Origin of the sequence: Pseudobacillus badius, assembly GCF_002189605.1 — a bacterium.
GTDB classification, from domain to species: domain Bacteria; phylum Bacillota; class Bacilli; order Bacillales; family Domibacillaceae; genus Pseudobacillus; species Pseudobacillus badius.
In genome coordinates this window covers 12935-28904 of sequence record NZ_MWMM01000016.1, presented here as the reverse complement: position 1 = coordinate 28904, position 15970 = coordinate 12935, and the positions used below count along the sequence as shown (strand labels likewise).

At 44.7% G+C, this 15970-nt stretch carries 17 protein-coding genes and 1 other annotated feature; all 17 genes read right to left on the bottom strand.

All coding sequences use genetic code 11. The annotated features are described in order from the left end of the window. Positions 1-28 precede the first annotated feature (28 nt). The 17 genes from rpsG to B1A98_RS17120 all read right to left on the bottom strand — a co-directional run bounded on the left by rpsG (position 29) and on the right by B1A98_RS17120 (position 15968). Positions 29-499 (bottom strand): 30S ribosomal protein S7, encoded by a 471-nt coding sequence (gene rpsG, locus B1A98_RS17200; RefSeq protein WP_041101791.1) that lies wholly within the window; start codon positions 497-499, stop codon positions 29-31. Between the two features lie 45 nt (positions 500-544). Continuing rightward, positions 545-967 (bottom strand): 30S ribosomal protein S12, encoded by a 423-nt coding sequence (gene rpsL, locus B1A98_RS17195; RefSeq protein ID WP_041101793.1) that lies wholly within the window; start codon positions 965-967, stop codon positions 545-547. Positions 968-1060: 93 nt separating this feature from the next. Continuing rightward, positions 1061-1312: a 50S ribosomal protein L7ae-like protein gene (locus tag B1A98_RS17190; protein ID WP_041101795.1), complete on the bottom strand. Its 252-nt coding sequence runs from the start codon at positions 1310-1312 to the stop codon at positions 1061-1063. 174 nt (positions 1313-1486) lie between these two features. After that, complete coding sequence (gene rpoC, locus B1A98_RS17185) at positions 1487-5080, bottom strand: DNA-directed RNA polymerase subunit beta' (protein ID WP_063384343.1); 3594 nt, start codon at positions 5078-5080, stop codon at positions 1487-1489. A gap of 107 nt (positions 5081-5187) precedes the next feature. Beyond that, positions 5188-8742: a DNA-directed RNA polymerase subunit beta gene (gene rpoB, locus B1A98_RS17180; RefSeq protein ID WP_063384344.1), complete on the bottom strand. Its 3555-nt coding sequence runs from the start codon at positions 8740-8742 to the stop codon at positions 5188-5190. Positions 8743-8990: 248 nt separating this feature from the next. Continuing rightward, positions 8991-9593 (bottom strand): class I SAM-dependent methyltransferase, encoded by a 603-nt coding sequence (locus tag B1A98_RS17175; RefSeq protein ID WP_063384345.1) that lies wholly within the window; start codon positions 9591-9593, stop codon positions 8991-8993. Positions 9594-9787: 194 nt separating this feature from the next. Then, the gene (gene rplL / locus B1A98_RS17170) at positions 9788-10153 is read right to left on the bottom strand and encodes a 50S ribosomal protein L7/L12 (RefSeq protein ID WP_041101803.1); all 366 of its coding nucleotides are present in this window, start codon (positions 10151-10153) and stop codon (positions 9788-9790) included. A gap of 67 nt (positions 10154-10220) precedes the next feature. Continuing rightward, positions 10221-10721 (bottom strand): 50S ribosomal protein L10, encoded by a 501-nt coding sequence (gene rplJ, locus B1A98_RS17165; protein WP_041101805.1) that lies wholly within the window; start codon positions 10719-10721, stop codon positions 10221-10223. A 68-nt stretch (positions 10722-10789) separates the two neighbouring features. Next, positions 10790-10937 (bottom strand) — a sequence feature (ribosomal protein L10 leader region). Positions 10938-10981: 44 nt separating this feature from the next. Further along, positions 10982-11683, bottom strand: coding sequence for a 50S ribosomal protein L1 (gene rplA, locus B1A98_RS17160; RefSeq protein ID WP_063384346.1), 702 nt, complete (start codon positions 11681-11683; stop codon positions 10982-10984). Positions 11684-11799: 116 nt separating this feature from the next. Continuing rightward, entirely contained in the window at positions 11800-12225 is a 426-nt protein-coding gene (rplK, locus tag B1A98_RS17155) for a 50S ribosomal protein L11 (protein ID WP_041101809.1), read from the bottom strand. A 168-nt stretch (positions 12226-12393) separates the two neighbouring features. Next, positions 12394-12927 (bottom strand): transcription termination/antitermination protein NusG, encoded by a 534-nt coding sequence (gene nusG / locus B1A98_RS17150; RefSeq protein WP_041101811.1) that lies wholly within the window; start codon positions 12925-12927, stop codon positions 12394-12396. Between the two features lie 147 nt (positions 12928-13074). Next, positions 13075-13260, bottom strand: coding sequence for a preprotein translocase subunit SecE (gene secE / locus B1A98_RS17145; protein ID WP_041101814.1), 186 nt, complete (start codon positions 13258-13260; stop codon positions 13075-13077). A 98-nt stretch (positions 13261-13358) separates the two neighbouring features. Next, on the bottom strand, positions 13359-13505 hold the full coding sequence (rpmG, locus tag B1A98_RS17140; RefSeq protein ID WP_041101816.1) for a 50S ribosomal protein L33: 147 nt from the start codon (positions 13503-13505) through the stop codon (positions 13359-13361). A 68-nt stretch (positions 13506-13573) separates the two neighbouring features. Further along, on the bottom strand, positions 13574-14218 hold the full coding sequence (gene sigH, locus B1A98_RS17135; RefSeq protein ID WP_223662457.1) for an RNA polymerase sporulation sigma factor SigH: 645 nt from the start codon (positions 14216-14218) through the stop codon (positions 13574-13576). 71 nt (positions 14219-14289) lie between these two features. Next, on the bottom strand, positions 14290-14799 hold the full coding sequence (locus B1A98_RS17130; RefSeq protein WP_041101817.1) for an NYN domain-containing protein: 510 nt from the start codon (positions 14797-14799) through the stop codon (positions 14290-14292). A gap of 2 nt (positions 14800-14801) precedes the next feature. Further along, on the bottom strand, positions 14802-15545 hold the full coding sequence (gene rlmB / locus B1A98_RS17125; protein WP_063384347.1) for a 23S rRNA (guanosine(2251)-2'-O)-methyltransferase RlmB: 744 nt from the start codon (positions 15543-15545) through the stop codon (positions 14802-14804). Positions 15546-15563: 18 nt separating this feature from the next. Next, complete coding sequence (locus B1A98_RS17120; RefSeq protein ID WP_063384348.1) at positions 15564-15968, bottom strand: Mini-ribonuclease 3; 405 nt, start codon at positions 15966-15968, stop codon at positions 15564-15566. Between the last annotated feature and the right edge of the window lie 2 nt (positions 15969-15970).

The window sequence follows — 15970 nt, the reverse complement described above, 5'->3', positions numbered from 1 at the left end:
TTAAGTTAAGATGATTTTAAAAGTAATCTTACCAGCGGTAGTGAGCAAATGCTTTGTTTGCTTCTGCCATTTTGTGAGTATCTTCGCGCTTCTTAACTGAAGCACCAGTGTTGTTAGCTGCATCAAGGATCTCGCCTGCAAGGCGCTCTTCCATTGTTTTCTCACCGCGAAGACGAGAATAGTTAACTAACCAGCGAAGACCAAGAGTTGTACGGCGTTCAGGACGAACCTCAACTGGTACTTGGTAGTTTGCACCACCTACACGGCGTGCTCTAACCTCTAATACTGGCATGATGTTTTTAATTGCTTGATCAAATACTTCCATTGGATCTTTGCCCGTACGTTCACGGATAAGATCGAATGATGCGTAAAGAATAGCTTGTGATTTACCTCTTTTACCGTCGATCATCATTTTGTTGATGAGACGAGTAACTAATTTGGAGTTGTACATTGGATCTGGCAGTACATCTCTCTTCGCTACAGGACCTTTACGTGGCATGTAAAATCCTCCTTTCATGTAATTCCTTTAGTATAGTTAATGGTTTTATTTTTTAGCTTCTTTCGGACGCTTCATTCCGTATTTAGAACGGCCTTGACGACGAGTTTCTACGCCGGCAGTATCAAGCGCACCGCGGACAATGTGGTAACGAACCCCTGGTAAATCCTTTACTCTTCCTCCGCGAATCAGCACAACGCTGTGCTCTTGAAGGTTGTGTCCAATACCAGGAATATAAGCATTCACTTCAATGCCGTTGCTCAAGCGAACACGTGCATATTTACGCAAAGCTGAGTTAGGCTTTTTAGGAGTCATTGTACCAACACGAGTACAAACTCCGCGTTTTTGTGGTGAATTAATATCCGTTTGCGCTTTTTTGAAGCTGTTATAGCCTTTATTAAGTGCTGGTGATTTGGATTTAGAAATTTTTGATTTACGAGGTTTACGCACTAACTGGTTAATAGTAGGCATATATAAATCCTCCCTTCCTTTTTCTTAAGCCCACACATCCAGGTGGACCATTTTTAATTAAAAACAAAGTCTTTGCACTTTCATGCAAAAACATTATTCATTAATAATAGCAACAGCAGCTGCCTTGACATCAATCCCGCATGCTTTTCCTAATTTCAGCATAGAATCCACATAAGTAAACGGCACTGCTTTTTGTTTCGCCAGATCTTCCACCTTTTTTCGCAAAAAGGGGCTGGCATCAGCAGCGATCATTACTTGCTGGGCTTGATCTCTCTCAAGAGCTCTTACTGTTTGTTTTGTTCCTATCGCTAAGTGTTGCGCCTTCGCTACTTTATCATAAGACATGTGAACATCCTCCAAAGTAACAAGGTTCATAGGAGCACCTTGATTATATTATCACTCATGTTTTTAAATGTCAACTGTGAAAATAAATTATTATGCCGGAGCCAAAGAAGCAGGCTCCGGCCAATAATCAGCTAAAGAGAAGAGGATCGCTCCCCCCTCATTTAGCGTGCGTTATCATTCTACTGTAACAGACTCTTCAGGTGCCGCTAAGATCGGCTCTGAATTGCGGTACCGCTGCATACCTGTTCCAGCTGGAACAAGTTTTCCGATAATCACGTTTTCTTTCAATCCTAACAATTCGTCGCGCTTGCCCTTGATAGCAGCATCGGTCAGGACACGAGTTGTTTCCTGGAAGGACGCCGCAGACAAGAATGAATCTGTCTCCAAGGATGCTTTTGTAATACCGAGAAGAACAGGTCTTCCTGTTGCCGGCAATTTACCTTCAAGCAATGCTTGCTCATTGGCATCTCTGAATTGATGGATTTCAAGCAGGCTTCCTGGCAGCACATCGGTTTCACCCGCATCAATTACGCGCACTTTGCGAAGCATCTGCCGTACCATAACTTCAATATGCTTATCGCCGATTTCTACCCCTTGCATCCGGTATACTTTCTGTACTTCGCGCAGCAAGTATTCTTGAACAGAAGCCACATCGGTGATCTTCAAGTATTCTTTCGGATCGATAGAACCTTCCGTCAGCTCTTGGCCGCGGGTAACTTGATCATTGACAGCCACTTTCAAGCGAGCTGTGTAAGGAGCCGTATATGTGCGGCTTTCTACATCGCTTTGGACAACGATCTCTTGCTGGCGGTCGCGGCCTTCATTAATGGCTGTAACCACACCATCAATTTCGGAGATAACCGCTTGACCTTTCGGGTTACGCGCTTCGAACAATTCCTGAATACGCGGCAAACCTTGGGTAATATCGTCCCCGGCTACCCCGCCTGTATGGAACGTACGCATCGTTAACTGCGTACCAGGCTCACCGATGGATTGAGCAGCGATGATGCCGACTGCTTCGCCGACTTCCACTTGTTGACCGGTCGCCAGGTTGCGGCCGTAACATTTTTTACATACGCCGTGGCGGGTATTACAAGTAAAGGCAGATCGAATCCACACTTCCTCAATGCCCGCATTGACGATGACACTAGCCATATCCTCATCAATCAGATCGTTTTCCCGCGCGATTACTTCCCCTGTTTCAGGATGAGCAATCGTTCTTCTTGCATAACGGCCAACGAGACGCTCTTCTAATGGTTCAATAATCTCTGTGCCTTCTTTAATGGAACGAATGAGCAGACCGCGGTCTGTTCCACAATCATCTTCACGAACAATAACATCCTGCGCCACATCAACGAGACGGCGAGTTAAGTAACCCGAGTCAGCTGTTTTAAGAGCTGTATCTGCCAGACCTTTACGCGCTCCATGTGTGGAGATAAAGTATTCCAATACGGTTAAGCCTTCACGGAAACTTGACTTGATCGGAAGTTCAATAATCCGGCCAGCCGGGTTGGCCATGAGACCGCGCATACCTGCAAGCTGCGTAAAGTTAGATGCGTTACCACGGGCACCTGAGTCACTCATCATAAAGATTGGGTTGCGCTTATCTAATGAAGCCATCAATTTGCCTTGGATCGTATCTTTCGCTGCACTCCAGACAGAAATTACGCGATCATAGCGTTCTTCCTCAGTGATTAAACCGCGTCTGAACTGCTTCAGGACGTTATCCACTTTTGCTTGTGCTTCTTTAAGGATTTGTTCTTTCTCACCCAATACGACGATGTCGGCGACACCTACTGTAATACCGGCTTTTGTCGAATGTTTAAAGCCTAAGTCTTTCATGCGGTCAAGCATCTTGGACGTTTCGGTAATTTTGAAACGCTTGAACACTTCCGCAATGATGTTTCCAAGAATTTTCTTCTTAAACGGAGCAATCAGCTCTTGTTTTTGGATATGTTCTTTAACATTTTCTGTTGGCTCGACAAAATACTTTTCTGGTGTTTTCACGACCAGGTTCGTGTTTGTCGGCTCATTGATGTATGGGAAGGTATCCGGAAGAATCTCATTGAAAATCATCTTTCCGACTGTAGTAATTAACAGCTTTTTGTTTTGTTCTTCGGTAAATGTTTGATTATTTAAAGCAGAAGCAGCGACTGCTACTCGTGTATGAAGATGTACATAACCATTTTGATAGGCAATTAACGCTTCATCTACATCTTTAAAAATCATGCCTTCGCCGATTGCGTCTTCGCGCTCAAGCGTCAAGTAATAGTTACCTAATACCATGTCCTGAGACGGCGTAACAACCGGTTTACCATCTTTCGGGTTCAAGATATTTTGAGCTGCCAACATCAGCATCCGGGCCTCAGCCTGCGCTTCTGCTGACAACGGTACGTGAACAGCCATCTGGTCACCGTCAAAGTCCGCGTTGTACGCTGTACAAACGAGCGGATGAAGACGGATCGCACGCCCTTCTACCAGCGTAGGTTCAAATGCCTGAATACCTAGACGGTGAAGAGTCGGTGCCCGGTTTAGAAGAACAGGGTGCTCTTTAATGACCTCTTCAAGCACGTCCCATACTTCCGGCTGTACGCGTTCAATTTTGCGTTTTGCGCTTTTAATATTATGAGCAAGACCTTTTTCAACCAATTCCTTCATAACGAACGGCTTGAACAATTCTAATGCCATCTCTTTCGGAAGGCCGCACTGGTACATTTTCAAGTTCGGTCCTACAACGATAACGGAACGGCCGGAATAGTCCACACGCTTTCCTAACAAGTTTTGGCGGAAACGGCCTTGTTTTCCTTTCAGCATATGTGAAAGTGATTTTAATGGACGGTTACCTGGTCCTGTCACCGGACGGCCGCGGCGGCCATTATCGATTAAGGCATCTACCGCTTCTTGAAGCATCCGTTTTTCGTTTTGAACGATAATGCTTGGAGCTCCAAGGTCCAGCAGGCGCTTTAAGCGGTTGTTCCGGTTAATCACCCGGCGGTATAAATCGTTCAAATCAGAAGTTGCGAACCGGCCGCCATCAAGCTGTACCATTGGACGCAGTTCCGGCGGAATAACAGGAAGCACGTCGAGAATCATCCAGCTCGGGTGATTTCCGGAATGACGGAATGCTTCAATGACTTCCAGGCGCTTGATTGCTCTTGTACGGCGCTGGCCCTGTGCACTTTTTAACTCTTCTTTCAAAAAGTCTACTTCTTTTTCAAGATCGATGTCCTGAAGAAGTTTTTTAATCGCTTCAGCACCCATTGACGCTTGGAACTTGTTGCCGTATTTTTCGCGATATGCACGGTATTCTTTCTCAGAGAGAAGCTGTTTCTTTTCAAGCGCTGTATCTCCAGCTTCAGTAACAACGTAAGAAGCAAAGTAAATCACTTCTTCTAGAGCACGCGGAGACATGTCGAGCACAAGTCCCATGCGGCTTGGAATGCCTTTAAAGTACCAGATGTGCGAAACAGGAGCTGCCAATTCAATGTGGCCCATGCGTTCGCGGCGGACTTTCGCTTTTGTCACTTCCACGCCGCAGCGGTCACAGACAACGCCTTTGTAGCGTACTCTCTTATACTTCCCACAATGACATTCCCAGTCTTTCGTAGGTCCGAAAATACGCTCACAAAACAATCCGTCTTTTTCTGGTTTTAATGTACGATAGTTAATCGTTTCCGGTTTTTTCACTTCACCGTATGACCAAGATCTAATCTTATCCGGTGACGCCAGACCGATTTTCATGTATTCAAAATTGTTTACATCTAGCAAGGGGCCTACCTCCCTTTCAGTCTACAGGTTCTAACGAGTATGCTTAAACTGCTATCTATGAAAGACAGCCGGAGAAAGCTGATGAAATTCCCCGGCCTGCTAATAAATTAATCCGTTGAACTTACTTTTTCGGACAGGTTTTCTTCAGGAGCGATGTTTAATGTATCCGCCTGCTGAATGTCATCCTCGTCCTCCAAATCCCGCATTTCAATTTCCTGATCGTCGCCGGACATAATCTTAACGTCCATTCCTAAACTTTGAAGCTCTTTGATCAAGACTTTAAATGATTCCGGAACGCCTGGCTCTGGAACATTTTCACCTTTGACAATCGCTTCATATGTCTTCACACGACCAACAATATCATCGGATTTGACAGTAAGAATTTCTTGAAGTGTATAAGCAGCACCATAAGCTTCAAGCGCCCATACCTCCATCTCTCCGAAACGCTGACCGCCGAATTGAGCTTTTCCTCCAAGCGGCTGCTGGGTAACAAGAGAGTAAGGACCTGTTGAACGGGCATGAAGTTTATCGTCAACCATGTGAGCAAGTTTGATCATATACATGATACCGACAGATACACGATTATCGAACGGCTCTCCGCTGCGTCCGTCATAAAGAACGGTTTTCGCATCACGGGACATGCCGGATTCTTCAATTGTTTCCCATACATCGTCTTCCGTTGCTCCATCGAATACAGGGGTTGCTACATGCATTCCTAAATAACGGGCTGCCATACCTAAATGGAGCTCCATTACCTGTCCGATGTTCATCCGTGAAGGTACCCCTAATGGGTTTAACATAATGTCGATCGGTGTGCCATCTGGAAGGAAAGGCATGTCTTCTTCCGGCAAGATCCGGGAGATAACCCCTTTGTTTCCGTGGCGTCCGGCCATTTTATCTCCTTCAGAGATTTTACGTTTTTGAACAATGTATACGCGAACAAGCTGATTTACGCCCGGTGGCAATTCGTCGCCATCTTCACGGTTAAACACCTTCACATCAAGGACGATTCCGCCCCCGCCGTGCGGCACACGCAAGGATGTATCGCGCACTTCACGCGCCTTTTCCCCGAAGATCGCATGTAAAAGCCGCTCTTCTGCCGTCAGCTCTGTGACACCTTTTGGCGTTACTTTTCCGACGAGAAGATCGCCGTCTTTTACCTCGGCTCCGATGCGGATAATTCCGCGTTCATCAAGGTTGCGAAGCGCATCCTCTCCGACGTTTGGAATATCGCGGGTGATTTCTTCCGGTCCAAGCTTTGTATCACGTGACTCTGATTCATATTCTTCAATATGAATCGATGTATAAACATCATCTTTCACAAGTCTTTCACTCATGATGATGGCATCTTCATAGTTGTAACCATCCCATGTCATAAAGCCGACCATAACATTTCGGCCCAAGGCAAGTTCACCTTTCTCCATGGATGGACCGTCCGCAAGAATTTCTCCTTTTGTCACACGGTCACCTACGCTGACAATCGGACGCTGGTTGTAACATGTACCTTGGTTAGAGCGGATGAATTTCAGGAGACGGTACTTATCAAGATCCCCTTTGATTTCTTTTCCATCCACCTCTTCTACGCGGCGGACCCAGATCTCTCTAGCCTCTACGTGCTCAACGATTCCAGCCCGTTTACAAATGACGGCAGCTCCAGAGTCTTTTCCTGAAACGTATTCCATTCCAGTACCGACAATTGGCGCTTCCGGCTGCATCAAAGGCACAGCTTGCCGCTGCATGTTCGCACCCATCAATGCACGGTTGGAGTCATCGTTTTCCAAGAACGGGATACATGCTGTCGCAGCCGATACAACCTGCTTCGGAGAAACGTCCATGTAATCCACACGCTCACGTTTAACGACGGTGTTCTCGCTTCGGAAGCGGGCTACTACTTCTTCGTCGGCAAACGAACCGTCTTCATTCAGACGAACATTCGCTTGAGCGACTACATAGTTATCCTCTTCATCCGCTGTTAAGTAGTCGATCCGGTCGGTTACCCGGCCAGTATCAGGATCTACTTTCCGGTAAGGTGTTTCAATAAAGCCGAAACGGTTCACCTTCGCATAAGTGGAAAGTGAGTTGATCAGCCCGATGTTTGGTCCCTCCGGCGTCTCAATTGGACACATGCGGCCATAGTGGGAATAGTGAACGTCACGGACTTCAAAGCCGGCGCGCTCCCTCGTTAATCCACCAGGTCCAAGGGCCGACAGACGGCGCTTATGCGTCAATTCAGCCAGCGGATTCGTCTGATCCATGAACTGTGAAAGCTGGGAGCTTCCAAAGAACTCCTTGATTGAAGCAATCACCGGACGGATGTTAATCAATTGCTGCGGTGTGATCGTATTCGTATCCTGGATGGACATCCGTTCGCGAACAACACGCTCCATACGGGACAATCCGATACGGAATTGATTTTGGAGCAATTCGCCGACAGAACGAAGGCGGCGGTTACCAAGATGGTCAATATCATCTGTGTCGCCCACACCATACAGCAGGTTAAAGAAATAGCCGATGGATGAAATGATATCAGCTGGTGTAATATGTTTGACATTCACATCAGGGAAACCATTCCCGATGATATTAATCACTTTTTCATCTTCACTGTTCGGGGCATAAATCTTAATGGATTGGACAACGATATCCTCTTCCACTACCCCGCCGGATTGGCGATAAACCTTAAAGCCGACACCATTTTCCAGGTTCGGTATAATCTTATCGAGTGCACGGCGGTCAAGAAGTGTGCCTTTTTCCGCAATGATTTCACCAGTTTCTGGATCTGCTAAAGTTTCAGCTAAACGCTGTCCAAACAAGCGATTTTTCGTGTGGAGCTTTTTGTTCATTTTGTAGCGCCCAACACTCGCTAGATCATAGCGCTTTGGATCAAAGAAACGGGAAATCAGCAAGCTCTTGGCATTTTCGACTGTCGGAGGCTCGCCCGGACGCAAGCGCTCATAAATTTCAATAAGTGCTTTTTCGGTGCTTTCCGTATTGTCTTTTTCCAGAGTATTGCGGATGTACTCGTTATCACCTATAAGGTCAATGATTTCTTGATCAGAGCCAAACCCGAGAGCACGCAGCAATACAGTCACTGGCAATTTGCGTGTGCGGTCGATACGAACATATACAATATCCTTTGCATCTGTTTCATATTCCAACCAAGCCCCGCGGTTCGGAATAACGGTAGCAGTAAAACCGCGCTTTCCGTTTTTGTCCATTTTTCCGCTGTAGTAAACACTTGGAGAACGAACAAGCTGGGAGACGATAACGCGCTCTGCTCCATTGATAATAAATGTTCCTGTTTCAGTCATAAGCGGGAAGTCGCCCATGAATACTTCCTGATCCTTCACTTCTCCAGTCTCTTTATTTAAAAGACGGACTTTGACTCGAAGCGGAGCAGAATAAGTTACATCGCGCTCCTTAGACTCATCCACCGGATATTTCGGTTCTCCGAGACTGTAATCGATAAATTCCAATGCAAGATTACCAGTAAAATCTTCAATAGGAGAAATATCCTGAAACATTTCTCTCAAGCCCTCATCAAGAAACCACTGATAGGAGGATGTTTGAATTTCAATGAGATTTGGTAATTCTAAAACTTCACTAATGCGCGCATAGCTTCTGCGCTGGCGGTGTCGTCCGTACTGAACTAGTTGACCTACCAACTGATTCACCCCTCAAATCAAGCGTTTTAGTTGCCTATATACTTCTTATAGCAGGGCAGCCAGCCTTGCTGTAAGACAAAAAGAAAAAGGTTTTTTCAAAGAAAACCTCATTTTACGCGTGATGAACTATTATTTTAGCATCGTAGCCATTTCAACCAATAATTATACAACCTAAAAGAATTTATAGCAAAAATGGTCACAATTATTATTCTGGCATTTTACAATAATAACATAGAGCTATTTGCGAGTCAACGCTTTTCCGCCTTGATAATATAATATCCCTTTGAGCGGTCTACCAGCTCCACATTTCCAAACAGCGATTCAATTTCTTTCACAGCAGAAGGCGCGCCTTGCTTCTTTTGAATAACAACCCATAACGTTCCGCCCTCAGCCAGCCTTTCGTAGCTTTGATGAAAAAAGTCAAAGACGACCTTCTTCCCTGCCCGGATCGGCGGATTCGTTAGGACAGCAGCAAAACCGTGCTCTTCCACCCCTTCCAGACGGTCACTCTCATAAATCTTCACATTCTGAATCTGGTTAAGGCCCGCATTGTCTTTCGCTAAAGAAAGAGCCCGCTGATTCACATCAATCATGTGAACGGTTCGATCAGGAAAAGCATGGGCAATAGAAAGACCAATCGGCCCGTACCCGCAGCCGGCATCAAGAATAGGACCTTCCGTTTCAGGAAGCTTGAATGTTTCAATCAAGAGACGCGAACCGAAGTCCACTTCTTTTTTTGAAAAAACCCCCGCATCTGTTTTGAAGCGGAATTTTCGGCCTTTTAAAGAATACTCCCAAAACCTTGGCTCACTCTCGCTATCAGGTGTTTGAGAAAAATAATGGTTGGTCATGCGTGTCCCTCCATTCTGATAATTTATTAGAAAAAGCGGAAGTGCCTTGTTAACTCCGGCAAATATAAGACACGAAGAGGAAAAAGCATGTTTCGGTCATACAGCCGGACCGGCAAATGACCTTGAGGGATTAGTGCCTGCTCACAAATAAAAGCCCGCTGGATCCAGCGGGCTTTGTCATCATCCGTGCTTAATTACTTAACTTCTACGCCAGCGCCAACTTCTTCAAGTTTAGCTTTGATTTCTTCAGCTTCTTCTTTAGAAGCTCCTTCTTTAACTGGTTTCGGAGTGTTGTCAACAAGTTCTTTTGCTTCTTTAAGTCCAAGACCTGTGACTTCACGAACAACTTTAATAACTTTGATTTTTTGAGCGCCTGCATCAGTAAGCACAACGTCAAACTCAGTTTTTTCAGCTGCAGCGTCTCCGCCAGCAGCTCCGCCTGCTACTGCTACTGGAGCAGCTGCAGTTACACCAAATTCTTCTTCAATAGCTTTTACTAGGTCGTTCAATTCAAGAACGGACATTTCTTTAATCGCATCAATGATTTGTTCTTTAGTCATTTTAAAGTTTCCTCCTTATGTTTGCTTTCTGTTTTTATTCGTTTACGCGGCTTCTGAAAAAATCAGCTTACGCGCCTTGTTCTTCTTTTTGATCGGCAACAGCTTTTGCTGCAAGAGCGAAGTTGCGCATAGGAGCTTGCAACACGCTGAGTAGCATAGAAAGAAGGCCTTCGCGGGATGGAAGTTCAGCAAGAGCTTTCACTTCTTCTACCGTTACAACGTTTCCTTCTAATACACCTGCTTTGATTTCTAACGCTTCGTTTTCTTTCGCAAAGCTGTTAAGAATTTTTGCTGGTGCAATTACATCTTCTGCACTGAATGCAATCGCATTCGGGCCAGTTAAGAATTCTTCTAGGCCAGAAATCTCAGCAGCTTCAGCCGCACGGCGAGTTAAAGTATTTTTGTATACTTTAAATTCAACGCCAGCTTCACGAAGCTGTTTACGAAGTTCAGTTACTTGGCTTACTGTTAATCCGCGGTAGTCTACGATAACTGTAGATGCACTGCCTTTGAATTTATCAGCAATATCGCTTACTAACTGTTTCTTTTGCTCAATTACACTGCTCATCTTTTACACCTCCTGTAGATTTCTCAGCAAACAAATGGTTTGCTGCTTTGCTTGTCCATTCATACCTTAGATGAAAGTAAAAAACCTCCACATGTCCGATAGACGTGGAGGTTACGAAAAGCACAGCATACAGCTACACTCTATATATTCGTATTACCTCGGCGGGGAATTAAGCTTTTCAGCACCTGCTGTCTACGGTATAAATGTTCAATTATTTTGCAACAAAACGAATTATATCAAATTCGGCTTTTGTTGTCAATTTATTTTGCAACAGCTACAGAAGAAGGATCTACTTTAACGCCAGGACCCATTGTTGAAGTGATGGTAACGTTCTTCATGTATGTGCCTTTTGCAGCTGACGGTTTGGCTTTCAGCATTGTTTCGAAGATTGTGTTAAAGTTTTCGATTAACTTTTGGTTGTCGAAAGAAACTTTACCAATCGGAACGTGGATGTTTCCAGCTTTATCAACGCGGTATTCTACTTTACCAGCTTTGATTTCTTGAACAGCTTTCGTTACATCGAAAGTTACTGTGCCTGTTTTAGGGTTTGGCATAAGACCTTTAGGTCCAAGCACGCGTCCAAGCTTACCAACTTCACCCATCATGTCAGGAGTAGCTACGATAACATCGAACTCAAACCAACCTTGTTGGATTTTGTTGATGTAGTCAGCATCTCCTACATAATCAGCTCCAGCTGCTTCTGCTTCTTTCGCTTTTTCACCTTTTGCAAATACTAAAACTTTTTGTGTTTTACCAGTTCCGTTTGGAAGCACAACTGCTCCGCGGATTTGCTGGTCAGCTTTCTTCGGATCTACGCCAAGACGGAAAGCTGCTTCTACTGTTGCATCAAACTTCGCAAAGTTTGTTTTCTTTACTAATTCAACTGCTTCGTCAAGAGCATAAGCTGCCGTACGATCAACAAGCTTCGCTGCTTCTTGAAACTTTTTACCTTTTTTAGCCATTTAAAACTTCCTCCTTATGTGGTTTTAGCGGAATAACCTCCCACGAATAAAGGTTGCGTGTGAAGTAATGATAAAATACATTCACAGCGCAACCCTTGAACAACATCTACAGACGATTAGTCTTCAATCACAATACCCATGCTGCGGGCAGTACCTTCAACCATGCGCATAGCTGCTTCAACGCTAGCTGCGTTAAGGTCAGGCATTTTTGTTTCAGCGATTTCGCGAACTTTATCGCGTTTTACTGTCGCAACTTTATTGCGGTTTGGTTCACCGGAACCAGACTCAATACCTGCTGCTTTCTTAAGAAGTACAGCAGCCGGCGGAGTTTTTGTGATGAATGTAAATGAACGGTCTTCAAAAACCGAAATTTCAACTGGAATGATCAAACCAGCTTGATCCGCTGTACGTGCATTAAACTCCTTACAGAATCCCATGATGTTTACACCAGCTTGACCAAGTGCAGGACCAACCGGCGGCGCAGGGTTTGCTTTGCCTGCAGGGATTTGCAACTTAACAACTTTAATAACTTTTTTAGCCACGAGACACACCTCCTTAAGTCCGTGATGTGGTATTTGGGGGTTTCCCCTCCCACTCAATAACATCTTTAACTATAATTAAAGATGGTCAATTAAAATTAGTCTGTCTTTAAAGACATACTGACTTAAAAATATTATCATTATTTACTCAATATTTCAAGACGTTTTCCATTATAATTTATTCACTTGGTTAAAATCAAGCTCGACCGGAGTTTCACGGCCAAACATGTTCACAAGCACTTTGAGTTTTGCTTTGTCAAAGTCGATTTCTTCCACTGTTCCTTCAAAGTTGGCAAATGGCCCTTCATTAACGATAACCGTTTCGTTTACCTCGAAGTCTACGTCCTTGCGTTTTTCATCCATGCCCATTTGCTTCAGAATGTTCTTGACCTCATCCGGCAAGAGCGGGGTCGGCTTTGATCCGTGGCCAGAGGAGCCTACAAACCCGGTAACGCCCGGCGTATTGCGGACAACATACCAAGAGTCATCCGTCATCACAATTTCTACCAGAACGTAACCTGGGAATACCTTCCTCTTTGTTACTTTCTTTTTACCGTTTTTCACATCAGTTTCTTCCTCTTCCGGAACAATGACACGAAAGATTTTATCTTGCATACCCATGGATTCCACGCGTTTTTCCAGGTTAGCTTTTACTTTATTCTCATATCCTGAATATGTGTGTACAACGTACCAATTCTTCTCCATAGAAAGGGACTAAAGCGTCCTTCCCTCCTTTACTTTTGAAAAGCAAATGAAAAAACCCGTTGAAGCGGGCTTTTTTTCTTCTCTATGATGTTTCATTATACCATATCAAAAAACAGTATATTCAAAACGAAGCGGCAAAGTTGAAAATTATAGAGACAAAACCCATCGTACAATTGATGAGATACCTAAATCAACTACCGCGAAAAAGATGGCCAAAAAGAACACAGTTGTAATAACAGTGATTGTATATCCCGTCAGCTCTTTTTTCTTCGGCCAGCTGACTTTTCTAATTTCCGAACCGACGTTGCGGAAAAATTGTGTTATGCTCGACATTTCGAACCCTCCAAAGGTGAAATCAACTTTTCTCCAAAGATGATTAATTATTGGCCGGCTGCAGATGCCAGCCTGGTTTAAGCGGCCGCTTCCAATCGTTATTTCGTTTGTTTATGGATCGTGTGGCCGTTGCAAGTGCGGCAAAACTTCTTGATTTCCAGGCGTTCTTCACTGTTGGCTTTGCTGTGAGCGGAATAGTTTCTTGAACCGCACTCGGAACAAGCTAATATTCTCTTTTTTGTCATTGTGAATCCACCTTATCTATCTCAATTGTAAAAAATAACATTATCAGCGGAACTAGTCAAGTCATTGCCTACAATGTGATCTCTCTAAACTCCAGATAGCGCTCGAGTTTTCGCTTCACACGCTGCAGCGCATTATCAATCGATTTGACATGACGGTTAAGCTCTTCCGAAATTTCCTGATAGGATTGCCCGTCCAAATACAGGGCGAGCACTTTCCGCTCCAGATCGCTCAATAACTCATTCATTTTGTCTTCAATACTATTAAACTGCTCGCGATTGATAATCAACTCTTCCGGATTCATAATTTTTGCGCCGGTGATGACATCCATTAACGTCCGGTCGGATTCTTCATCGTAAATTGGTTTATCGAGTGAAATGTAGGAATTTAACGGAATATGTTTTTGTCTTGTGGCTGTTTTAATGGCAGTGATAATTTGTCTTGTGATACAAAGCTCAGCGAAAGCCTTAAACGTTGTCAGCTTGTCCTCTTTATAATCCCGGATTGCTTTGTAAAGCCCGATCATCCCCTCTTGGACAATATCCTCTCTGTCGGCTCCAATCAAAAAGTAGGAACGTGCTTTTGCCCGGACAAAATTTTTATACTTGTGAATCAAGTAATCCAGGGCATCGCTGTTTCCATTGTGAACTAGTTCTATGAGTTGCTCATCTTGAAGCGTTTCCAATGTTGTATTGCTTGAACGGTTCAAACCCACACACATCCCCTCCGCCTGCAAAGCCATAGATAGCAACATTATACAGCACGAATTTTTCGAACGTCAACGTTTCATTTCTCGCCGCGGCGCCACTTTTCGAAAATTTCTGCCACTTCGTCTGTAAGAGGAATTTTCGAATTGGGTTTTTTTTCATGGAATTTCTTCACGCTTTTGCCGATCTTTTTGCTTGTAACTTCCAGCTCTGTAAGCAATTCTCTAGCAGAGAGACGCAAGGCTCCTTGCCCAAAAATCACCCACTGTTCTGTAAAATCGGAGGTCGCTACAAAAACTTGATTTTTTATATTATTTAATTCGATCGCCAGCTTTTCAATCCGCTCATCCGCCGATTCGTTTTCCCGGGTGAAAATGACCTCGACTTTTGAATCCCGGTATTTCTTCTCTGTGCCTTTGACATAATGGGCATCAAACACGACAATGACCCGGCTGCCCGTGAACCCCTGGTATTCAGCCATCAGCTGAATCAGGCGGTCACGGGCAGAAGCAAGATCATACTTTTTCAGCTTTTGAAGTTCCGGCCAAGCGCCAATAATGTTATAGCCGTCAACTATGAGGATGTTCATTGTTATTCCCCTAAAGGATGCCGCCTTCTATACACTTCGTACATAAGGATACCTGCAGCCACCGAAGCGTTAAGAGAGGTGACGCGGCCGGCCATTGGCAGCTGGATCAGAAAATCGCATTTATCTCGAATCAAGCGTCCCATTCCTTTTCCTTCACTGCCAATCACAAGTCCAAGCGGCATCTTTCCATCAAACCGTCTGTAGTCCTCCGCTCCTTTGGCGTCTGTACCGGCAATCCATACTCCTCGCTCCTTGAGCTCATCAATTGTCCGCGCCAAATTCGTCACCCGGACAACCGGGATGTATTCAATGGCTCCGGTCGACGCTTTAGCCACAGCAGCCGTCAAGCCGACAGCCCGCCGCTTTGGAATAATGATGCCATGCACGCCTACTGCATCAGCTGTTCTCATAATGGATCCGAGATTATGGGGATCTTCGATTTCATCAAGAAGAAGGAAAAACGGCTCTTCCCCGCTCTTTTCTGCCTTCGCGAATAAATCATCAAGTTCCGCATAGTCATATGCCGCAACGGAAGCAACGACCCCTTGGTGATTCTCCTCACTCATCTGGTCAATTTTTTGTTTAGGCACAAATTGAACAAGGACATTTTTCTCTTTTGCTTTTTTGATAATTTGCTGAACAGGCCCTTTCTGTGCTCCTTCCGCTATCCAGATCTTATTAATTTCACGATCGGACCTTAACGCTTCAAGCACAGGATTACGGCCTGCAATAAATTCTTTGGACATCCAGGTTCTCCCCCTTTCTTACTGATTTTCCTGCGGCAGACAAAAGTCGATTATTTCCGTCAGCCGCTGTTCCTCTCCTGTTAAAAACAACAGGCCAATCAACGCTTCAAAGGCGGTGCTATGCCGATAAGTTTGAATATCGGTGTTTTTCGGAACAGTTCCTGATTTGGCATTTCTGCCCCTTTTTACAACAGCAAGCTCGGCCTCTGACAAAAAGCCGCTCTCAATCATGCGGTATAAAAAGCTCGCCTGGGCTTTTGCCGATACGTACCGGGTCGCTTCTCTATGAAGCTGATTCGGCTTCACTTTCCCCAGCTCCAGCAAATGACGGCGGACATACACTTCGTAAATCGCATCCCCCATATAGGCCAAAGCGAGACTATTCATTTGCGCGGCTTCCTTCAACGGTTTAAACTCCAGCATAC